General features: G+C 55.5%; 14 protein-coding genes. 5 read left to right on the top strand and 9 right to left on the bottom strand.

The annotated features are described in order from the left end of the window. Positions 1-309: 309 nt before the first annotated feature. The 5 genes from GHN86_RS15040 (at position 310) to radC (ending at position 4,344) form a co-directional block, all read left to right on the top strand. Positions 310-639: a hypothetical protein gene (locus GHN86_RS15040; protein ID WP_153386859.1), complete on the top strand. Its 330-nt coding sequence runs from the start codon at positions 310-312 to the stop codon at positions 637-639. A 73-nt stretch (positions 640-712) separates the two neighbouring features. After that, positions 713-1,681 (top strand): DUF932 domain-containing protein, encoded by a 969-nt coding sequence (locus GHN86_RS15035; protein WP_153386857.1) that lies wholly within the window; start codon positions 713-715, stop codon positions 1,679-1,681. An 81-nt stretch (positions 1,682-1,762) separates the two neighbouring features. Then, on the top strand, positions 1,763-2,767 hold the full coding sequence (locus tag GHN86_RS15030) for a YqaJ viral recombinase family protein (protein WP_153386855.1): 1,005 nt from the start codon (positions 1,763-1,765) through the stop codon (positions 2,765-2,767). Between the two features lie 106 nt (positions 2,768-2,873). After that, positions 2,874-3,794, top strand: a complete 921-nt coding sequence (locus GHN86_RS15025) for a hydrolase or metal-binding protein (RefSeq protein ID WP_153386853.1) — start codon at positions 2,874-2,876, stop codon at positions 3,792-3,794. A 52-nt stretch (positions 3,795-3,846) separates the two neighbouring features. Next, positions 3,847-4,344 (top strand): RadC family protein, encoded by a 498-nt coding sequence (gene radC, locus GHN86_RS15020; RefSeq protein WP_153386838.1) that lies wholly within the window; start codon positions 3,847-3,849, stop codon positions 4,342-4,344. A gap of 230 nt (positions 4,345-4,574) precedes the next feature. On the opposite strand, the gene brxL is transcribed toward radC, so the two are convergent. The 9 genes from brxL to brxC all read right to left on the bottom strand — a co-directional run bounded on the left by brxL (position 4,575) and on the right by brxC (position 21,529). Beyond that, the gene (gene brxL, locus GHN86_RS15015) at positions 4,575-6,671 is read right to left on the bottom strand and encodes a BREX system Lon protease-like protein BrxL (protein WP_153386836.1); all 2,097 of its coding nucleotides are present in this window, start codon (positions 6,669-6,671) and stop codon (positions 4,575-4,577) included. Positions 6,672-6,683: 12 nt separating this feature from the next. Beyond that, entirely contained in the window at positions 6,684-9,191 is a 2,508-nt protein-coding gene (pglZ, locus tag GHN86_RS15010) for a BREX-1 system phosphatase PglZ type A (protein WP_153386834.1), read from the bottom strand. 7 nt (positions 9,192-9,198) lie between these two features. Further along, positions 9,199-10,950 (bottom strand): BREX-1 system adenine-specific DNA-methyltransferase PglX, encoded by a 1,752-nt coding sequence (pglX, locus tag GHN86_RS15005; protein ID WP_267129139.1) that lies wholly within the window; start codon positions 10,948-10,950, stop codon positions 9,199-9,201. Continuing rightward, positions 10,943-13,051 carry an ATP-binding protein gene (locus GHN86_RS15000; protein ID WP_153386830.1) on the bottom strand — a complete coding sequence of 703 codons (2,109 nt, stop codon included), beginning with the start codon at positions 13,049-13,051 and terminating at the stop codon, positions 10,943-10,945. The genes pglX (GHN86_RS15005) and GHN86_RS15000 overlap by 8 nt, the downstream gene beginning before the upstream one ends. After that, positions 13,048-14,403, bottom strand: coding sequence for an SIR2 family protein (locus GHN86_RS14995; RefSeq protein WP_153386828.1), 1,356 nt, complete (start codon positions 14,401-14,403; stop codon positions 13,048-13,050). Before GHN86_RS14995 ends, GHN86_RS15000 begins: the two co-directional genes overlap by 4 nt. 23 nt (positions 14,404-14,426) lie before the next feature. Next, positions 14,427-14,951, bottom strand: coding sequence for a hypothetical protein (locus GHN86_RS14990; RefSeq protein ID WP_153386826.1), 525 nt, complete (start codon positions 14,949-14,951; stop codon positions 14,427-14,429). Further along, positions 14,948-16,099, bottom strand: a complete 1,152-nt coding sequence (locus GHN86_RS14985) for an AAA family ATPase (protein WP_153386824.1) — start codon at positions 16,097-16,099, stop codon at positions 14,948-14,950. The genes GHN86_RS14990 and GHN86_RS14985 overlap by 4 nt, the downstream gene beginning before the upstream one ends. Continuing rightward, on the bottom strand, positions 16,096-17,904 hold the full coding sequence (pglX, locus tag GHN86_RS14980) for a BREX-1 system adenine-specific DNA-methyltransferase PglX (RefSeq protein WP_153386822.1): 1,809 nt from the start codon (positions 17,902-17,904) through the stop codon (positions 16,096-16,098). The genes GHN86_RS14985 and pglX (GHN86_RS14980) overlap by 4 nt, the downstream gene beginning before the upstream one ends. 73 nt (positions 17,905-17,977) lie before the next feature. Beyond that, positions 17,978-21,529 (bottom strand): BREX system P-loop protein BrxC, encoded by a 3,552-nt coding sequence (gene brxC / locus GHN86_RS14975; protein ID WP_153386820.1) that lies wholly within the window; start codon positions 21,527-21,529, stop codon positions 17,978-17,980. Positions 21,530-21,535: the final 6 nt, after the last annotated feature.

Raw genomic sequence — 21,535 nt, 5'->3', positions numbered from 1 at the left:
CGCTGAGTTCGGAATAGGACATAGGGGCAGCACCGTACCGGAAAGGTCAGGTGTTGCACTCAGTTTTCGCGGCCGCCCTTCATATCGCAGACCTGTAAAAACTTACAGCACTGCCGCACCCATGTCGCTGCAAGGCTTCAAAGTACTGTTTCTTTTACGTCTTTGCCGTAGGTAACGATGAGATACGAGATTAATCAAAAAAATCTCAGATCTATATTACTCCCATGAACACCCTACGGTATCGATGCTGTCGGGGATTTGGCGTGCCTGCAATTCGCTTAACACGCTCGACATTTTAGAGGAATTTTTATGTATACCCTTTGCCCAAGTTGTCACTCAGGAAGAGTCGTTACGAAAAACATCGGTAAACAAGCAGGTGGCTTGATTGGTGCTGCAGGTGGTGCCGCCAGCGGGGCTGCCGGAGCGCTATCGGGCGCAGAAGTCGGCGCAGTATTGGGCGTGGTTGGTGGGCCAGTCGGGATCGCAATAGGCAGTATTGCGGGGGCACTACTCGGTGGACTGCTTGGTGGAGTGGCTGGTGGAATCACCGGTGCCACCCTGGGTGAACAGATCGATACAAAAGTTCTGCACAACTATCAGTGTTTGCATTGCGGTTACAGCTTCAGCGTTAACCAATAGGCCAATTTAAAAGTGGCGTCGTAGGTTGATGACAACGACGCTCTTCTCCATTCATTTGCAAGGAATTAAACCCATGGCTCACCTCGTTGAACAAATGGCTTACGTTGGCGCCACTCCCTGGCATGGTCTGGGCAGTCGCCTGTCGCCCCAACAACCGCTCGAAGTCTGGCAGCGCGAAGCAGGCATGGACTGGCAGATTAAAGAAAGCCATGTTCACTTCAAGGCCGACAGCATCGGCCCACTGGGCACCATCCACTCGTTCCCGGAACAAAAAGTGCTGTACCGCTCAGATACCAAAGCACCACTCTCGGTCGTGTCCAACCGCTACCAAATTGTTCAACCGCGTGAAGTCCTGGAGTTCTATCGGGATCTGACCGAAGTCTCCGGCTACGAGCTGGAAACCGCTGGCGTGCTGAAGGGTGGCCGCAAGTTCTGGGCATTGGCCCGCACTGGCCAAGCCACTGCTTTGAAGGGCAACGATCAGGTCAATGGCTACCTGCTATTGGCGACGTCCTGTGATGGGACACTGGCCACTACCGCTACGCCCACCACGGTACGGGTGGTCTGCAATAACACCTTGACCATCGCACTGGATGGCACCACCCGGGCTATTAAGGTGCCGCACAACACCCGCTTTAACCCGCAAGTGGTGAAGAAGCAGTTAGGTATCGCCGTCTCGCAATGGGACGACTTCATGCACAGAATGCGAATGCTGTCAGAGCGCAAGGTTCAATGGCATGAGGCCTTGGGGTTTTTCATGAACGTACTGTGTGATGCCAGCCCCAACAGTCCACTACCAGCAGTACTTCCTAACGAGCGGGCGCTGCGCAAGGTGCAGAGCCTTTATGAAGGTCAGGGACGTGGCGCCACACTGGAGTCAGCTCAAGGAACCGCCTGGGGCTTGCTCAATGCGGTGACCGAGTACGTTGATCATGAGCGGCGTGCCCGTAGTACTGAATACCGCATGGACTCGGCCTGGTTTGGCCAAGGAGCCGTCATCAAACAACGCGCCCTGCAAGCCGCATTGCAACTCGCCGCCTAGCTCCACTCACTAACTCAACCATTAAAGCGCCTGGTCAGCTTCTGCTGGCCGGGCGTTTTTTATGCCGCACAGGAAAACATCATGGGCACACAAACTCTGCAACAACCCAGCAGCAAACCCCGCCCTGCCTTACGCCTGGTGGGGACTAAACAACTGCCCAGAGAGGATTGGCTGGCCGTGCGTAAGCAAGGCATCGGCAGTTCGGATGCCGCCGCTGCCGTCGGACTTAACCCGTATAAATCCCAGCTGGAGCTGTGGCTGGAGAAAACCGGCCGTGACACCGCACTGCCCAAGCTCGATCCACAGGATGAAGAAAGCCCAGCTTATTGGGGCAATATCCTGGAGCCGATTGTCGCAACCCATTACACCCGGCGCAGTGGTCACCGGGTGCGACGGGTCAATGCGGTGCTGCAGCATCCTGATCCCAAACTGCCCTGGATGCTGGCCAACATCGACCGAGAAGTAATCGGTGCGTCAGACGTACAGATCCTCGAATGCAAAACCGCCGGCATAAACGGCGCACGCCTCTGGAAAGAAGGTGTGCCCGAGTATGTGCAGTTGCAAGTCATGCACCAGCTCGCCGTCACTGGCAAGCAGGCTGCTGATGTGGCGGTACTGCTCGGTGGTCAGCACCTGGAGATCCATCGCATTGAACGCGACGACTCACTGATTGCTCGGCTGGTCGACTTGGAGCGACTGTTCTGGGATTACGTGGTCAGTGATACCCCGCCACCGGCAGACGGATCTGCCTCGGCGGAGCAAGCGTTGCGCTGCCTGTATCCACAGGACAGTGGACAGAGCGTGGACTTCAGCCAGGACATGCTGCTCTGTACGACATTTACCGCACTGCAGAGCGTGCGCGAATCGATTGCTTTGCAGGAGAAGCAGGAAGCTCAGCTCAAGCAAATGTTGCAACAGGCCATGGGCGATGCCAGTCGGGCGACCTTCGCCACCGGTTGCATTACGTGGAAGAAAGCCAAAGACAGCGTGGCCCTGGATATCCCCCGTCTGCTGAAAGAAAAGCCCTATCTGCAAGTGCGCTACTCGACCACCAAAACCGGCAGTCGGCGTTTTCTGCTGGCTTGAACGTTTGTTCGCTCCTCCCTTATTCCCATGCCCTTTCTCTCCAACGCCACCCTGGCCGTTTGCGCGGTCTCGGTGGCGTTTTTATTTCAGATGCAGGAGAACTCCCATGCTCAAAGGTCTGGCTATCACCCCGCCCGTGCTCGGGCGCATTTCCATCGGCAAGGTCGTCGAGAAAAACGGCAAACGTCTGCCGGAAAAAGATGATCAGTTCACCATTACTTCGCAGGTTCAGAGCCGCGACGGCTGGTTGCTGCATCCCCTTAATGAAGAACTGCGCAATGGCCAAGACGGCAAGCTGCGCAGCATTCCGATTCGGCTGCTGTTCAACCAGCCGGACCTGAACTTTCGCGCTGACTACAGCTTGTTCGACAGAAACACTGGCAGGCCTTTGTGTGTCGGCAATGGTGAGACCTGCAAGCGTTTGACCAAGGACGGCATGCAATCGTTGCCCTGCCCTTCACCCGATGGCTGTTCACTGGCTCAAGGCAATGCCTGCAAGCCTTACGGCCGGCTGAACGTGCTGATTGGCGATGACGATCCACTGGGCAGCTTTGTCTTTCGTACCACCGGCTTTAACAGCATCCGCACCCTGGCAGCGCGTCTGCATTACCTGCAAGCCATCTCCGGAGACCGTCTGGCCTGTCTACCGCTGGAGCTGCGTCTGCGTGGCAAATCCACTCGGCAGAGCCATGGCACGCCGATCTTCTACGTGGACATCACAGTGCGCAGCGGGCTGAGCTTAGAAGACGCTTTGCTGGAAGCCAAGCAGCTCGATGAAGCCCGGCAAACCTCCGGTTTTGACCAGCGCGCCTTGGATCATGCTGCCCAGCAGGGCTTTAACAATGGAGCCTTTGAGGACAGCGAGGAGGACACCTGTGCCGTCGTCGAGGAGTTCTTTCCCGCCCTGGAAGATCAGCCCAGCTCTGTAGAGCACCAAGCCCAATTGGCAGCGCCTGCGAAACCCTCACTCACCCAAAAGCTGGAGTCGCAAGCCACGCGGCACCACAGCAGGCCTTCGGCCCAGTAACGACGTTTTCAACCTTCCCCGTAAGCTCCCTCATTCGTACAGGAATACCGACATGAAATATCACAAACTCCGGGCTGGAGAGGCATCCGGCACCTATGTAATGGAATCCCCTGTCACCGAGGCCGACATCTTGCGAATGGCTCAACAACTGGCAATGAGTCGCCTGTCTAAAGGCCAAGCACTGACTGAACCGAAGCAGGTCTTCAGCCACCTGCAAACACTGCTGCAGTACCATGAGCACGAAGTCTTTGCTTTGCTGCTGCTCGACACCAAGCACCGGGTGATCGGATTTCAGGAGCTGTTTCGCGGCACGCTGGATGGGGCCAGCGTGTACCCAAGGGAAGTGGTCAAGATCGCCCTGGAGCACAACGCAGCAGCCGTGATACTGGTGCATAACCATCCTTCTGGAGATCCCGAACCCAGCCAGGCTGATCGCACGCTGACCACCACCCTCAAGAACGCTCTCAACATGATTGGCACCCAGACGCTGGATCATATCGTTGTGGGCCACGAAGGCTGCGTATCATTGGCTGAACGAGGTTACCTATAACGCCTAGGCTCATACCGCCCGATAGACTGCCCTCGGCTGATGTTAGGGCGGTCATCGACAGGGTAACTCCCTCACTTATTTTTTGTCGTGATCCAACGGTTGTACTCAGCTCCCGCTGCAGCCGAAATTATGGCTTCCCCACACCTAAGGACGCCCGAAGTAGGCCTAGCTTTTTTCTTTAGTCGTGCCGCGAACACCAATCAGAGTGCCTCTGCCTAATAGCCGTAAACCTACGAACAAGCTGCCGGACCAACCCGCACAAAGGTCACACTGAATTCTTTGCACTGCCGGTGCTGCTGGAGCCGATTCGCAAAGCTGAAGGCATCATTCAGCTCAAAGCGCTGAAAAACATCCAAGCCACGGCCAAGTACTATCTTCCAACCCGTGTCTGTTGTGATGTCTCGGTCATGCTTGGTGCCGCTGGTGTCGTAGGCCCAACTGAACTGGATGCCAACACCGGTACAAGCATCAGCGATCTTCTGCAGGCTTTCGGTCTGGCGATCACCATTGGAATCATCTTCAACAGTCACCACATGAACAACCACCTCATCTTCTGGACCTTGCAGCTTGCTGATAGTCTCCATTAGTTCCATCAAGTTGCGCAGCTGGTGGAACATACGAAGATAAGGGTCTGTAATGATGATGCGCTTGGCACCTACCAGATAGGGACTGAACAATTTGTCAAAACTCAGTCCACGCTGATTTTCGTGGAAGACCAAATGCTGCTCTTTCAGCCCCGGCTCAACAGGCACAGCATTGCTCGGGGGTAGCACTAGCGCTTGCGTAGCTGGAGCTGTCTCGGTATGCGACACACCGCCAGCCTGGGGTAAGTCTGCAGTAGAAACTTCAGTCGCGGCCCGACGATGGTACTGATTGGGATACTCATCCTCCTCAAGTGTGCGTACCAGGCGCTCTTGGCCGTCAGGTCCTAGGTAAGCAAAGCGTACTGGCGGGTAAGTCGCGTCAATGCGTAGCAACTGATCCTTCACCCGCTTGCGCCCTTCAATTGCTGTGCGCAATACGTCTTCCACTTCGGGGTCTGTCGCCTCGCCATGCGGGTACAGGATCTTCATCAAACCAGAAAAAGTTTTGTTGATGCCATCGCGGTCGCGCGTCGAAATATCGTCGGATAGCGTGAACTGTCCCTTGTAGCGATCTGAGTAGTCATGACTACGAAGCGAGCGCAGGATCTCGGCCAGGTAGTCCACCACGAAGCCGTAACCACTGGAGAACATCTCGCCACGGATGACATCCACTTCCCAACCGGGGATGTAGCTGTGAATGCGATCGAGAAAGGCTGAATCGTGGAACTTTTCCGGCAGCGGGTCGAACAGGTCCGTGTGCTTAAGCATGTACGGCACGGTGTGATCGGTATTACCCACAAACACCATGCTGGCCTCTGCTCCCAAGGTTTCCACTCCCCGCGAGAACGACTTGTTGGCCATGTAGTTCTTCATGATGTCCACCAGCGCCTTGTCCACTCGCTTTTGCTTGCCAGCGAACTCATCGAAAGCCACTACATCCCAGTAACCCACCAGGCCGAGCTTACCCGTGCCGTTATGGACGAACAGCTTGGGAATCGTAACTTCGCCACCGGAGATAAGAATGCCGTGGGGCGAGAACTCGGAATAAACGTGCGACTTGCCGGTACCCTTCGGCCCCAGTTCGATCAGGTTGTAATTGCGCTCACAGAAAGGAATCAGGCGGATAAGCTGCGCGAGCTTATTGCGCTTGCCGAACATCTGCGGATTGAACCCGACGCTCTGGATCAGCAGGTCAATCCACTCTTCAGTGGTGAACTGCTTACGTGCCTCCAGATAGCCGTCGAAATCAAAGCGGGAAATCTGAATCGGCTTTAGCGAAGCCAAAATCCACGGCGAAGCAGACTTGTCCTCTGTGTATTCATACTCCACGTCTGCGATACACCAAACACCGCCTACCAGCAGTTTTTGGTGAGCCTTGACGGTGCTGGAGTCAATCAAGACCTTCTTGATGCCCAGGTTGGCGAACTCAGCCTCGTAGACGTCGTCCTTGTCGTTCAATGAGACGCTAATGCGGTCGATGACCTTGTGCCTACCCTTTTCCTTGATGGTCGAGCGCACCAGCCCCGCTTCGTTTCGATGGACATAGTGCTTACGCAGGATCTCCTTGACCGTCTCGATACCGGTCTGGATCGTCGCCTCGTCATTGGTCGCGCAGTACTGGCCGAGCAAGTACTCCAGCACATACGACGGCACAATAGCGTTGCCCTTCACCGCCTTGACCAGGTCTTTGCGCACCACCAGGCCGGCAAAGTACTGATTGATCTTGTCGTCGAGCTGACTCATTGAAGCTCCTGTTTAAAAATCGAATTCACTGCTGAATGAGCGGCGGATGGTGTATCGCGCAGCCTTATATCGAGTGAAGTGTGAAGTGCCTTCCACGGCCTCTTCGAGGAGCAATTCCACCTGCTGATTATTCGCCGCATCGGCCTTGCGGCTGAGGATGAAGCGTACCGGCAACTCACGTTCACGCGGATTGCCGGAGCCGAAGTCGAAAAGCAACTCATGCTGGTCAGACACCAGCTCACCGTCCAAGGTGAACAGGCCTGCACGTAGCCGGCGCGACTGCAATTTCTCTGTCACAGCCTCGGTTTGATAGAGCACCACGGCCAACTGCCCAGTGGTGATGGTCTTGCCACCGCCACCAATGAACTCGACCTCCACCCGGCCTACATCACTCTGCCGCTTCTTGTTAATGCGGATGACCGGAATCACCACCTCTTGCAAGGTAGCGCCACCGTGCACGAAGCGGCTGCCGGACCCCTTAAGCCGCAGACGGTTAATGGACTTGGGAATCTGCACCGTCAACGTACCCGCCAGCCCAAGCTGCACAGGGCTAAAGCTTTTAAAGCTGGCCCCCTCGCGCAAACCACGGCCCAGCACAAAACGCCGGTCGCGATAAAGAACCTCGTCGCCCTCCGGTTCACGGCTGAGGAAATCGCTCTCCTGCAGCGGATGGTTTTGGTAGATAAAACCATGATCGGCAGTGATCAGCAGGTTACTGGCATTGGCGTTGGTTAGCTTCTTCACCAGACGGATCAGCTCACTGAGGGTTTCCTCAGCCGCCGCAAATACTCGCTCCTCGGTGTCACGGGTGTCACCGGTTTTATCGATCAGGTTGTGATAGACGTAAACCACCTCATTGTCGCGCAGCAACGCACGAGAATCGGCCTGATTCATCGCCAGCAGATCCTTGGCCAATACCACCTGGGATGCCGGCACCGTGGCCGCCAGAATCTTGCCCCGATTGATCGAGCCTTGAGCGCTCTGGCCATCCACCAGGGCATCGCCACTGTCGTTGTCGGCCAGTTGCAAGCGGCTATTCGGCAGTAACGCTGCCATACCCAGCTGGGTGTAGCTCGGCAGCATCGACAGCATCGGCTCCAGCTCAGCCTCGAAGCGATCCTCCTGGCGAATTAGGCTTTGCAGCTCCTCACCTACTTCATAACGGAATGCATCGGAAATCAGCACGCACACCTTGGTTTTACGGTCTAGAAAAGGCTTCACATAGCGGCCGAAGAAATTACGCTGCAGCACTACTGGCGCGGCTTCCCACTGCTGCGCTGCATCCACGTGCTGCTGCCAGCGGTCGTTAAGTCGGCTCAGGTAGTTATTGCCGTACAGATTCTCGACCTGCATGGCCAACTCACCCAACAGCGAAGCCTGGCCGGACTCGCGCAGGTGATAGACAAACTTGCGGTAACGCTGATCCATCCGGAACCACTGGCTGGCGTACTTTTGCACGCCATCGGTGAGCGATTCTATTTCCAGCTGGGTGATATCCAGCGTCTGGATGAACTGCGCCGCATGCTCCAGCGCCAGATATACATCCTTGAAACGCTCAAACCAGTGGCTCTGACGGCGCTGACGCACCCACTGCTCCACTTCCTGCGCAGTCACTGTCCGGGCCACCACGGCACGTACCAGCTCACTAAGTATCTTGCGGTCAATCAGCTCGAAATAATCCAGTTCCAGCAGGCTACGCCAGTCCAGAGTTTGCAGTTTGTCATCGATCTGCAGCACCGCCGCGCACTGTTCAGACAGTATCTCGAAGCTCTGCTCATGGGAGCGGCTGTCCTTCCAGCGTTTCAGAAACACCAATGCCTCGGCGGACAACTTCGCCTTGTACGCAGGATCGATGCCCAGCATGAAGCACGCCTTAAACAGCTCAATAACGAAATCGTGTAGCCCTGGCCGTTCGGAGCTATAACCATAGGCGCGCTTCACCTGCTCCCACAGATAGGTATTCAAGCAGCTGCTGTCGATCAGTTTGAGCCGCACATCTTTACCTGCAGCCAGATCACTAAGCAGGTTTTCCAGAATCACATCCAGGCGTGGCTCGTTACCGGCACACACGGCGAGCATCTTGCGTTGCAGCAGGTTTTGCGAATCACCTGGCTCCAGCAATTTACTGAGCGCATCGCGGCGTTTGGCAGATTCGAAAAACGCCACATGCGCTTCCAGCAACGGATAGCAATCCGGCCCCAGCTCAAGTTCTGCCAGCCACAAAGCGACCTGATCGGTACGGAAGCAATTACCACTGGCCAGTTGCACATCCAGCAGCCAGTTATCCAGATGAGCGGGCTCTGCACCTTCGCGGTAGAGCAGAAATTTCTGCTCTGGCTGCTCGCGCAACAAACGGTGTTTCACGCCAAATTCATTGTTAGCTAGCTCGATCTTCTCGACGTCCGGCAGCTCCAGCGTCTCGAAATCGGCGCGAAACTCCAAGCGCGTGTCATACCAGAAGACGATGCGCTGCTTGTCAAATAGATTCGTTAGTGCCTGGGTGATCTTGGTATTGCTCATAGAAGGATCAGTCCTCACCCTTGGCTTCCAACCCTGGGATCTTCTTCAGTGCGGCACCCAGTTCGAGGTAATTGGCCTTAACGCCAGCGTCGAGATCCAGAGACTTTTGCTTGGTTGCCAGCGGATAGAGCGTGTCGCGCTCGTAATCGTCTAGCTCCAGCAGTTGCTTCTTGATGGTCTCAGCTTCCTTGTTGGCCTTGGTCTTGTCCCCCTGGCTGGCGGAGGGACTGATGGCCACCTGTTGCAGATAATCAAGACGCGAGGCGAGCTTTTTACTGAAATCGCGCAGGTAGTTGAGCACCACACTGACGGTATCCGGACGGTAGCGATGCAAATAAACCAGTGCATTGAACGTACCCTTCGGGCTGCTGAACAGCCAATAGATAGGGCGCTTCTTGTAGCGTTTCACATGGTCGGTATAGAACTCGCCCAGGAAGTAGTCGCGCAGGCCATAGTTGCGCTTCCCCTTGACGTTAAGCCCCTGTTCGATAAAAGCCAGGTTGTCCTCATAATACGCATCGCCAAAGGCCACGCGCAGAAACTGACGGAAACGCAGAGTGATGTCGTCCGGGAACCAGTCGCCATCGAGCAGTGGGATCACGTTGTCGTCATCGGCCGGGAAGCTAGGCTGCGGCACTTGCCGTAGATAGTCCGCTAGAGTCTCGCCTTGGCTGGACAGGATCAGCCCCGGTTTGTCCATGCTGTAGCGACCAAACATACAGCCCACGGCATAAGACACCAGCTCTCGCATGGTATCGGCCAGCAGCATCGCCTCCAGCTCCTCTTCGCTCTTGTCACCGCCGTAACGGTAGTGCGGATTGCAAGTGAGCGTGATTTCACTGAGATCGACATCCTCATCCAGCTCATCTTTAAGACCGTAGGCGTCGATAAAGATGTGGTTATTCTCCTCTTCCAGACGTAGCATTTCTTGCGTCATCTCACGCCAGTGGGTACGCAGATCCTGATAACTTGCCTTCAGTGTGGGGTGGCGGTAGTCGGAATGTAATAGCGGCAGGTTGGTGAAATCCCACGAAATCTCATAGGAGTTCCAATCTTTTTTTGCATGCTTCACCAGTGAAGATACGCAATTTTTTTCTGCGTCATACGTTTCTGAGTCAAGATCAATCCAAGGTAGAGAAGATATATTTCCTGCCTGGACATGTAAGGTCGGATTGATTGCACTCAGAATCAAAGACGATATTTTGCTCCCGAGATACCCAAGTAGAGGTTGAAACTTATTCTCCATTGTTGGAAAGACAGACGGTCCGCTAGCATCAAAGAGAAAGCCATTTCCGTAATATCGGACACCTAGCTGTGAGTAGCTTGTGATATCTGTCCAACCAATCATTTCGTCTCGATAGAACTCTTCCGACCTTACTGATGCTCGCCCCGTGCTCTTAATTTCTTCTCCATGTTTACCCCAAAAAACAACCCAAAGACGATTTCCATACCATTTCCTATACTCACCACCTTTGTTGTAGGGACACCAGTCCCCATTATTTTTTTCAGGATGGTGAAATGATTGAAAATCAACTTCATGCCAGTACCGAACAAAGCGCTCGTTATTGGCTGTTGTCATCCCTCCTCTGACCGGGACCTGGTCACCTAGTAACTTGTAGGCCGAAAACGCACTTAGCACCCTCTTACTTAGCCAGTAAGCAATTGGGCTCCCAGGTATTTTCTTGAAATCTTCTGCAGACGCCCGAAAAAAATACTTATCTATACCTTCCCCAGCCGTGCTTGCTTGGTTTTTACTCATCGTGCTTCTCCAAATCTTGTTCTTGCGCCGGAGCACTGATTTGCTGCCAGTCATCCGCAATCGTTTTCCAATCCACCGTACGCTCGACCGGCTGGTCTTTGCTGTCCTTACCAGACCACACCGCCCAGAAATCCGGATCGTCCGATTTCGGCCGATGCGACTCGGGCAGCGCATTCATCTGAACCAGGACCGGCAGCTCCGACGCCCAGCCGAGCAAGATTGCGTGGCGAGAGGGCAGCGAGGGCAAGTCGCGAAGCAAGCCGCGTAGGTTGTCGGGCACCAGCTTGTGTACCAGTTCCTGGTCACGGTCATTGCTGATCCGGTGTAGTAGGTAGCTGTTGCACTGGGAAAGTACTGTGGGTGACAGTTCGCTCGGACGTTGCGAGGACAGCACCAGCCCCAGCCCGAACTTGCGCCCTTCGCGGGCAATTTTTTCGAACACCTGGCAGCAGATAGCGGCCGAATTCTGATTTTCCGCGTCGTCCTTGTAGCGCTTGATGAAGGTGTGGGCCTCTTCCATCACCAACACGGTAGGCAAAGTCTTACCATGGTGCCGCTTACGGTAGCGCTGTAAGGCCTCCAGCGTCATGCGGGCAATCACGGCCGTGATGATGTGCACCACTTCAGCGGGCACCAGCGAGAGGTCGATGACGGTGACAGTACCATTGGAGGCTTGGTTATCGCCTATGTAGTTGCGCAACCAGTCATCCAGTGTGAGATCCGTTGCATCGCCCGAAACAACCTTCATGCGACTGTCCGACAGGATGGTGCGGATGCGCATCTGCATGGTCTCGACGTACTCGGATACCCCAAGCAGCTCAGCTGTGGCTTCGAGGCTTCTCAGCAGTTGGTCACCCGTGAATTGGCGCGGCACATCGGCATCGATGGGCAGGATGTCAGTGTCGCTGCCGCCAAACGCAGAATGGGACTGGCTCATTTTTTCAAGTAATGCGCCAACTTCTTCCCGGCTGAAGACTGCAGGCCACTCACCTTGATGAGTACTCAGAAGCTGAGTGATGTGCTGGGTCAGCTCACCAAGCACCGTGCTTTCTGCTGAGCTAAAGCCAGCTTCATCCGTCAGGCCCTCTTTCCACTTGATCAAGCGATCACGGAAGCCTCGTGCTTGGCCTGCCCCCTTCCAAGGATTGCCAGAGTTTCTTTCGACTTGGATAGCTGTCACAAGCGTACGCAGGTAGCGGCGCATCTCATGGCTTGGTGTTGCTGCGCCGGCAAGCACTCCTTCACGAACGGATCTCAACGCCTGCACCAAGGTCGGTCGTTGGGCCTTGGCGCTCGCTTGAGTAAACGCACTCCACTCAGCGCTGTTCCAGAACCACAGGGGTATCTGCAGTTGCTCCACCCCCTCGCTGGGCTCGACGGCGTACACACGCACCTTGCTCATGTCACAGAAGGTGTTCGCGTACTCGCCGTTGGGATCGAGCACGATAAAGCGGGCATTCGGGTCTTCTCCGGCGCGTGCTTTGCGGGCCTCGTCCATGGACCAGCGAATCAGCCCTGCGACCGAACAAGATTTACCGCTACCCGTATTACCCAACACCGCCAGATGTCGCCCGAACAGGCGGTCGGGGTCGATCTTTACTTCAGCATTGGCGGCAAGCGGGCTGACTCCAATCCTCACGCGGCGGTTGTCGCCGGATTCGACAATCGCGCGCAACTGGCTTTGCGTAGGCAGCAGCACCGCATCGCCAACGGTGGGATAGCTCTCGACACCACGCCGGAAACGGTAGATCTCTTTGCCGTCTGTCCCACAGCCTTCATACATCAAGCAGCCCAATGGGTTAAGACTCATCTTGCGCAGGGGATAGGGTAAGTCCACCAGGCCAAAGTCCTGCATGCCCTTGCGCTTTGGGTATTGCGAGCGCTCGATGGTAATCCACTCGACTTGAGCAACCAGATGCCCCTCATCGCTAGGAATCAGCACATAACCGTTAATGCGTGGGAAAGGACGCGGCGTACCCGTATTGAGCGCCACGCCGTCGGGGGCCTCGATGTCGATCAACACCTTGATTTCGTCGGGAGAGACGAAGTCGATGGTGCCGATACGCAGGGAGTCGGCATACGCCAGGGGCGACAGACTCATTCCGGCTGCTCCCCAGTGAACTGCGCAGTCTGCTCTTTATACCCATCAGACTGCTGAGCGCCCCAACGCTGCTTGAGCAGTTCGCTCATGCGGAAGGTGGACTTGTCGATGGCGGCTTTGGGCAGGTAGTTCTCGGTCAATGTGGTCAGGTCAGCCAGTACGGGCCCGATCAGCAGGCTGATCTGCGATGGCCGGCCCAGCTCCTCATAGGTCTGCATGATGCGACCAAGTGAATCGTCATATGAGATCACGACCAGATGCGTCGAGGGGATGGTGAGCATGTCTCGGATCACGCGGTTGATATGTTCGTCGCCAAAGCTGTAGCCGTAGGTCACCAGCGTGCTGTTGGGACGACACACAGCAGCCGCCAGATCACGGAACAGCTCCACGTAAGGGTAGTCAGCGGTCTCTCTGTCCTTGGCCGCGTTGGGATAGATCATCAGCTGATGGGCGGTGGCTCCGCCGAGGCCCGGTGCCTGCAAATAAGGCTCTACACTCTCCGCCCCAAACGGCAGACCGATGCGACGGATGTCCTTGCTCGTTTGCACCCAGTCCACCGAGCCGTGCAGCTTGGTGTAACGCGCCACTCCTTCCAGATAGCGCGGCTCGCCACGTATACCAGGAGGGTTGTAGTGCATGTCCAGATCCAGCCGTGAGGAGCGGAAGATCGGCATGAGGTTACCCAGGAACCTATCTAGCAGATGCAGCCCAGCCAGCTCCGCCCCAGCCTCGATCAGCCGGTCATAGTTGGTGGTGAAGATGTTCAGCCGGTCACGTACCCCGGTGCGACTGGCAAAGCTCATCAGGAAAGTGACCAGGGTGTTGAAGGCCTGCTCGCGCTTGCCCTCATCTGCGGTTGCAATACCCGCTTCACTGCTCAGAATTGACTGAGCAAAACCCTGCATGCCGGTTTGAAGCTCGTTACGGAGGGCTTCGGCCTCACTGCTCATCTGCAGAATATCCAAGCCACGTAGCAATTCGTTGGCTACGCGTAGCTGATCTTCCAGGTTGCCTTTCTTGCGCCCTGCCGCTTCCGCGGCTTTCGCTGCGGCTTGACTAATTTCGGCCTGGTGGTTACTCAGCGTCAAAACGCCCATACCGGCAGCACCTTTTCCGGCGGCCAAATAATGCACAGCATGGGTTAGGCCTGAGCCGGCCAGCAACGAAAGGTGCTCCGACTGGAACAATGACGTCAGCCAAGGCTCAATGCGGCTGCGGAGCTCCTTGTGGCCGAAGACTTCGCCGCTCAACCAAGAGGCCTCTGAACCTGTCTGCAGCCTGAATGTTTCGCCGTCTGCTTTGAACTGCAGCGGTACATAGTCATCCCGAGTCTTGAGCGTGTTGATCGTCATAGCTACTCACCTTTCCCTTTGCGCTAGGCTTTTTCCGGTGGCGCGATACGAGTCGCGGGCCATTTCGGGAAGCTGTCATTCCACAGGTCAATGTTGAAAACCTGGCAGTTCTCCACCAACTGCCGTTTCCAGCGAGGCATGACTTTCCCCATTGGGGGTAACTTTCTTGCGATCTCGTCAGAGAAGTTGGGCAGTAGCTCGCTATCTTCGAATGTGACTAAGCTGATGTAATGCACGGGCTTGTGCAAAAGTTCCTCAGCCCATCGATACAGGAAGGTATCGATGAACTTCGCGGCAAAGGTGTCGCCCAGCGTTCCGTCCGCAAGCTCCCCATAAAATTTTTCTAGCCCCTCAGCCTGCGCCTTAGGGTTACCGGGGTCTTTAACCTCAACGAAGAGAACCGCCTCTTCTAGCTCCACAACAAAATCGACGCGATGCATTTCTCCGATGCCGTGATAGCCCGGTTTTTTTCTGTTCATCTGATCGAAGACGATTGCATCAATCGCATCTGTGAAGTCGATCTCCAGATCGCGTTCGCGCAACTTCATTTGCCCAAGCCCCCCATCTTGCGGGCCACTTGCTCTTTCGTCAGTTCGTTGAATGTTTCAGCGATTGCATTCGGTTCAATGGCTCGGTAGTCGTCCATGGTGTCTAGGAGTACCTGCCCCGTTTCCGCCTCACGCGACAGCACATGGAAACGCACCTGATCGCCCTTGCCCTTCTTATCCAGCAGCAGATCGAACCACTTGAGTAGCACATAGTCGTGAGTGGCGAGGATGACTTGCTGGCCGTTGCGAGCGAGCTCCAGCAGGGCGAGTACGAGATCCTTCATCAGCTTGGGGTTGAGGTTGGATTCGGGCTCGTCCCACAACAGCGGGCCGGACGCACCGGGGTTGAGGCAGCCGTTGCTGAGCAAGCGCTGCAGCACGCCGATCTTACGGAAACCTTCGGCAGTCATAGTGCTGGACAGGCACTTCTTGCTAGCAGGAATGAACCTCCATTCGGTACTGTCTTGATACATCAGAGCATTGTTGGCTTCACTGGTGCGCGTAGGTGCCTTGTTTTCTTGATATTGTCCTGGCTGAAAGACAAAGCGCCCCTTGACTAAGAGGTATTGTCCCCCGATCAAATTGGCTAATCGCGGGACAATGCTGGCAAAGCGCGGGTTGAGCCGTACCTTGCTGCCGAGGTCTTCTGTGCCTTCTCTCGTTAGCTGATTTGCCAGGTCTAAATAGCCATCATCGAAGATCCGTTCGATGGTGGCGAAGTCAGGTTGTTCGGCGGTGAGACCGCGCACGAGGGAAAGCACCTCCTTGGTGGGAAGGAATGTAGCCGGTGCGATAGCAGGGCCTAGCACCTTGGGAATTTTTACGGCAGAGGCACTACCGTTGAAACGCACTGTGAGCTGCTGCCCCTGTGCAAACTCTGCACGCAACACTGCTTCTCCACGAGAGCCATTGCGGCGCAACTCCCCAACCCTCCCACTAAGCGGCTGGTAAAGACGGCAGAGTTTGCTGGCTAGCTGCTCCCCCGGCTGTTCTGCACGAACCTCTGGCCCACATAGGGCAAGGATGGCCTTGAGCAGCTGAGTTTTGCCCGTACCGTTTTCACCAATGATGATGTTGATGCCCGGTGAGAACTCAATAGCCAGATCAGTGAAAGCAACGAAATTCTTAAGCTGGAGGCTACTGATCATACTGCCTTGCCCTGTGCGATAGCCTCGGCCAGCATCTCCATCTTTTCAGCCTCTGAGCTACCGCCGACCAGCCGCATGTAGGCCCCGCGGTAATCCGGCCTGTGAGCGTTTTCCAGCACAAATGCGGTGGTCGAAACTACCTCACCGCCGATGCTATCGAAAGCTCGCGCCCCCAGATGCGCCATAGACAGAATGGTGCGCTGATTGAGGATGCGGCTACGCAAAGCTTCGAATGAGGAAAGGAACATCCAGCTTTGCATTGTGATCATGGCAACAGCCCCGCCCTTCACCGCCAGATTTAGATTGCGCTCGATGAACATCGCAAACAGGTCGGATTTGCTACTGGGGAAATTCTCTTTGGCCCAAGTGCTCAAGCGCAGATTCATGCCCTTACCACCCATGTAAGGCGGGTTGGCCACAACCACAGCGTAGCGAGGACTCAAGACTTCAGCCATGCGCAGGACACTCAGTACTTTTTTATGCGTCTCGGCAAGGAACAGGTTACTGCTCATGTCCTTGCTCTCCAGCGTAGCCAGCACATCGACCACGTTGGCTACCTTGGGCACGATCAGCGAGCCAAAGTTATCGGCCTCGCTGAACTGCTGCAGCGTTTCATGAAGCCCGTGGGTAAACAGGTCACGGCCCACTGCGGTCATGTATTCGTCCAGCTCTTCAGGACTAAGACTCACCTTGTCCAGCACGCAGATGTTGGGTTTGACGCGCTTATTAAAGAAACGACGCTGGCGAGAGCGGGCCTTCATGGTGAGCGCAAAAGCAGCAAGCTCTCCTGCGCGCTCATCCAATTCGATGCCAAAAAGATTGTGGGTGAGGATCTTTTCCGGAATCTCAGCCGGGTCATAACCCTCTTCTTCGTACATGGCATAGAGCAGATCGAAGGCGTAGGTAAGCATGTGGCCGGAGCCGCACGCCGGGTCACACACCTTGATCTCCTCGGGGCCGTTAATCTTGAGGAAGTCAGTTTCTGGCTTCTCAGGCGGTATGTAGTACTCCATCTGCTCTGCCAGCTGAGAGCCGGGACGGTTGAGTAGCCAGAGGCGGCCAAGAGAGTTATCTACTAGGTAGCGCACGATCCAGTGCGGGGTAAACAGCTGAGTCGCAGCCGGGATGTTTTCTGGGGTGATCTTCTGATTATTCTTCAACCCCTCAAACACCGCGTCTTTCTTCTCGGAGATGTAGAACTGGTAAAGCCAGCCGATCACCTCGACATCCTTGCAGGCGTCTGGTGTCATGGCCTCACGCGTGTAGGCAAGGATGGAATTCCCCGAGAGCAAATCATCCGGCATCAGTAGCTCGGTGTAATCGTCGATGCGCTCAAACAGAAAGGGCATGGACTCGTGCCAGCCATTACACACTGCAACCAGCAGCAGGCGGTAGGCTTCGCCTTGCGAGTCATTGCTTGGTGCGCGACCTGCTAGTAGATCTAGGACCTTCTGACGAACCTGAGCCGACACCATCTCTTCGTCGATGTGTCCCATCTTGGATTCGGCCAGGATCTCGGGCTGGAACTGGCCCTCAGCCGGTGACACCACGCCGATCCGGGTATAACGGTTCACGTCCATAAGGCGCAATGCGCAGAAACGGTTGAACCAGATGTAGGCAACACGCTCTTCCACATGCTCTCGACCGGAGCTGTTGATCAGCTTTTCCAGTTCAGCCACAACCTGGGGGCGCTCACGTCGTGCGGCACTGTGCAGCGCTAGTACCACATTTAATTTGCCTTTCACCTGCTCCAGCAAAGTTCGACGGGCGTATTGGGCAAATTTCTTGAGCTTGCTGGTATCCATCATTTTTCTCTTTCTATGGGCCCGTTCGATCATTTGCGTAACACCACGCAAATGATCGAGGCGCTTGTCCGTTTTAGATCTGCACGCGGTTGCCGGCCTGAATTTCTTTCAGCCAGGCTTCGCGCTGCTGCTGCAGATAGTCATCCAGCTCGGCCTCACTGGCCAGCCAAGGTTTGCTGTAGCCCACTTTGATAGTACGTGCTGGCACCAGACGCGGTTCAGCAATTTTGGGTGGATGCTCGACTGGAGCTGGTGGGCTGCCGATACTCGATTTACCCGGTGCCTGCACTGGCGGCACGGGAGCCGGCATTGGTTGCGGACGCGCCATTCGCTCCAATCTGAGTAGCAACTGTGCGTATTGATTTTCCTCAAAAGCACGTAATTGATCACGGATCATGGCAATGCGTTTCTGCCCATGTATTGATTGCTGAGCTTCAACAAAAGGTGCTGCAAGCTGAACCTGCTGCTCGGGCTTAAGGCTGCTGTACTCGTCACTACCTTGCAGCCGCAGCTCCAGTTCGGCGAGCCGACTGACTGCAGTGGCTTTTTCGCTAGATAGCTGATTAGCGATCGCTTGTTGCAGGCCCTCCAGCTGCGGCTTGGCCTGTTGTAGGCGGTTGCCCTGCCAGGGCTTACTTTCGGTGAGTAACGTCTTGATGGCTTCGACCTCACCTATGTCTACATAGGCGAAATTGTCTTCCTGTTCCTGCACCAGCTGGCGAATCTGGTCGTAAATAGCTTTTTGCGGGCTACCCATAAAGCGGCGCAGTGGTTCAATGATCTGCTCCTTGCTGTCAAGCATGGCATCGGAGGCTCGGGACAAATCGGTGAGAAACCAGCTAACGTTTTTGCTGGCGACTTCTTTGAGGGTAGCCATCACGCCATCCAGCACACTAAGAAACCCATAAAGGGCTTTTTGTCCGTGCAGGTCAGCCAGATCGATCTCTAGCTCTTTAATTGCGTCGATAGTTTCAAGTGCCAGGGAACGGGCTTCGTTGCTGCTTGCTGGCCGGTCAAAAAAGTCGGCAAAGAACTCTTTGAGATGGCGAACCTGGGAAGCGCTGAACTCGATTTGCGGCTCCAATACCAGACTGCTGTGGGCATTGGTGTTGCGCAGGCTGCGCTCCAGGTTGTCGCCTTCTAGCGGGTTACTGTCTTGCCGCACTTCTACCTTGCTTCGGGCGCAAAGCAAGGCGAGGTTGCAAAGAATAGCGGCGTAATACCAACCGTAGTTTTTACGTTCAAAGCGCTCCAGCAACGTTTTGACCGTGGTGCGCACACCGCTGCGGGCGTTGCTCTGGATATAAGCCAATAGCTCCTGTTCCGGTTCGGTCAGGCTGGTGACATCGTTACCCAGCAAGCCATCCTGGGCCTGGCGCAGGTGTTTCCCGATGTCGTTTTCACTGTACGGGACATCGCGCAGCATGCGCAGGTTCGGGTAGGTCGTTTCGATCAGCAGATAGAAACCCTTGAGAATGCGAGCCTGGCCGTCTGAGCTGGTAGCCTCCACGTCGGCGGCGTTAATTATCAAGTGTGCTTTACCAAGCAGCTCCTTGGAACGATCCTGCAAATCGGCCAGACGCTCGGTGTTCTGGAAGCCCTTGGCATCGATGATACGTTTAACCGCTTCCTGCTGGGTACTACTGTTCTGGCGGATGTATATCTCGGTGCGTTTGTGCAGGGTGAGATCCTGCATAAAGCGGGCATCGGCAGGCAGCACTACACGCAATTCATCACGCCCCATGCTCTGCATTCGCTGCACGGTGAGGTTGTCGAAGTTGTCGCTCAATGGTGTAACGATGTGGATGGCCAATTCAGACTCACGGCTGAGCGAGCGGTCATCCATCTTGCGGGTGTAGGCGTAGTCCTGGCCGTTTTCATAGCGAATCTTGCGCTGCTTGATCACGCCGTCGAACAGCAGGGTCTCCAGCTCCTTGATGACATAGGCAGATTCAATCTCGGTATTCTTGATCTCTTCCTCGATGTCCTTTTCTTCGTCGGTCAGGTACTCGTAGAGTTCGCCATTGCGCTGGATATAGGTTTGCTGCTCAAGCAGATTGAGCGCCGCTTCCAGCTTTTTGCGCTGCGCGGGCATGTCTTCACCAAAACGCTCCAGCATCAGCACATTGAGGTTGCGCAGAGTGGCCTTGAACTCCTTGACGTACTTGACCAGGAACAGGGCCTTGAGTACGCGCACCGCGTATGCATCGCCAAGGTGCCGCTCGGCATTGTTGATGGCGCTTTGGATACCGCTTTTCAGTGCGCCTCGAATTCCTTCAAACATGCGGTCGAAAGTCGCCAGCTGTCCGACTGGCTCGTTGTCGATGGCCATGGCCACCTCGCGAAATACACCGAGCATGGAGCGCTCGCCCACCGAGTTGGCCTTGCCCTCAAACCCGTTGTGCATGGATATGCCCCGAATGGCCGACTGGAACAGCGGGAACTGATACGGCACGAAGGGGTAGCAATAGGTGAAGTGCTCCAGATCACGGAAGTTCTGGTAGTGCTGACCACCCTCCGTAAAGTCGAACAGGGTTTTGAAATTGTTGAACTGCTGGCCGTAGACGGTTTTCAGCAGGTCGACACCGGTATCGTTTTTGGTCAGCAGGCGCTTCTGGATCACCTCGGCCACGTCGGCACTGGTGAGCTTGAGGCGGTTGGCAAAGCGCGCCTGGATCTTGGTGAAGTCGTTGCTTTGCTGCTTGCTCATGTCACCCATCACGGAGTCCATATCCTCCTGTGCGGTGACGATGATCCAGGCCCTGCCCTGGCACTTGGTGGCCAGGCTTTCAGCCACGGTCTGTAGGTTGGTCATGAGTTTGGTGTTGTCGGCAATGTACTGACCCACCTCATCGACAAAGAAGTTAAGGCGGAAGTTGGCCGGTTTTTTATCCAGCCATTCCTTGACCTGGTTGCCGAAGTCTTCAATGGAGACGCTGTGCTGGGCGCGGTATTTGTCGAGGATACCCTTGGCCAGTGCCAGGTCTTCACCCGTGATCTGGGCGTAGGTCTTGGCAATGTTGCCGGACTCCAGCAATGCCTGTTCGCGACCGCGCTCCCAGGGCTTGTTGGCGATGCTCTGGTAGGCTTCCTTGAACGGCTGGAACAGTTCGCGGCTGTCCAGATCGCGCTCAAACTGGGCGATATAGCCCTGTTTTCCGTAGTAACCGCACATCTCGTTAAAGACTTTGACGAACACCGAGAGTAAGGCGTCGATCTGGGTCTTGCTGATGATGTCGGCCTTCTGGTCGATGTTAAACAGGATGCTTTTCGAGGGAATGGCTACGGCTTTCTTGAGCTGGGCACGCAGCAGCTCATCATCTTCCTTGATTTTGGGAAGGAAAATATCCAGCGCCGTACTGCCGTCGACCTGGCGATTTTCCAGCAGCAGGGCGAGCATTTTCAGCAGGTGCGACTTACCCGAGCCGAAGAATCCGGAGACCCAGACGCCATTGGCGTGGTGGTAGTCGGAATAGGCATCGAGGAAGTGCTCCAGACGCTTAGCGATCTCGTCAGTGAGGACGTACTCGCTCAGCTCGTTGTACAGACTGGTCTCGTCGTCGGCTTTGATGACGCCTTCAATCGGGCGGCCGACGGAGTTTTCGAAAATGCCGTTGAGTTCCATTGACTG

The organism is Pseudomonas helleri (assembly GCF_009600315.1).
In the GTDB taxonomy this organism is placed as follows: Bacteria; Pseudomonadota; Gammaproteobacteria; order Pseudomonadales; family Pseudomonadaceae; genus Aquipseudomonas; species Aquipseudomonas helleri_A.
The sequence above is the reverse complement of the archived record's forward strand: the minus strand, read 5'-3'. Positions and strand labels throughout refer to the sequence as shown.

What these genes read in the sequence shown, in the direction of transcription:
- GHN86_RS15040 (WP_153386859.1), top strand. Translation starts at nt 310, where the DNA reads ATGTATACCCTTTGCCCAAGTTGTCACTCAGGAAGAGTCGTTACGAAA.
- GHN86_RS15035 (WP_153386857.1), top strand. Translation starts at nt 713, where the DNA reads ATGGCTCACCTCGTTGAACAAATGGCTTACGTTGGCGCCACTCCCTGG.
- GHN86_RS15030 (WP_153386855.1), top strand. Translation starts at nt 1,763, where the DNA reads ATGGGCACACAAACTCTGCAACAACCCAGCAGCAAACCCCGCCCTGCC.
- GHN86_RS15025 (WP_153386853.1), top strand. Translation starts at nt 2,874, where the DNA reads ATGCTCAAAGGTCTGGCTATCACCCCGCCCGTGCTCGGGCGCATTTCC.
- radC (WP_153386838.1), top strand. Translation starts at nt 3,847, where the DNA reads ATGAAATATCACAAACTCCGGGCTGGAGAGGCATCCGGCACCTATGTA.
- brxL (WP_153386836.1), bottom strand. Translation starts at nt 6,671, where the DNA reads ATGAGTCAGCTCGACGACAAGATCAATCAGTACTTTGCCGGCCTGGTG.
- pglZ (WP_153386834.1), bottom strand. Translation starts at nt 9,191, where the DNA reads ATGAGCAATACCAAGATCACCCAGGCACTAACGAATCTATTTGACAAG.
- pglX (WP_267129139.1), bottom strand. Translation starts at nt 10,950, where the DNA reads ATGAGTAAAAACCAAGCAAGCACGGCTGGGGAAGGTATAGATAAGTAT.
- GHN86_RS15000 (WP_153386830.1), bottom strand. Translation starts at nt 13,051, where the DNA reads ATGAGTCTGTCGCCCCTGGCGTATGCCGACTCCCTGCGTATCGGCACC.
- GHN86_RS14995 (WP_153386828.1), bottom strand. Translation starts at nt 14,403, where the DNA reads ATGACGATCAACACGCTCAAGACTCGGGATGACTATGTACCGCTGCAG.
- GHN86_RS14990 (WP_153386826.1), bottom strand. Translation starts at nt 14,951, where the DNA reads ATGAAGTTGCGCGAACGCGATCTGGAGATCGACTTCACAGATGCGATT.
- GHN86_RS14985 (WP_153386824.1), bottom strand. Translation starts at nt 16,099, where the DNA reads ATGATCAGTAGCCTCCAGCTTAAGAATTTCGTTGCTTTCACTGATCTG.
- pglX (WP_153386822.1), bottom strand. Translation starts at nt 17,904, where the DNA reads ATGGATACCAGCAAGCTCAAGAAATTTGCCCAATACGCCCGTCGAACT.
- brxC (WP_153386820.1), bottom strand. Translation starts at nt 21,529, where the DNA reads ATGGAACTCAACGGCATTTTCGAAAACTCCGTCGGCCGCCCGATTGAA.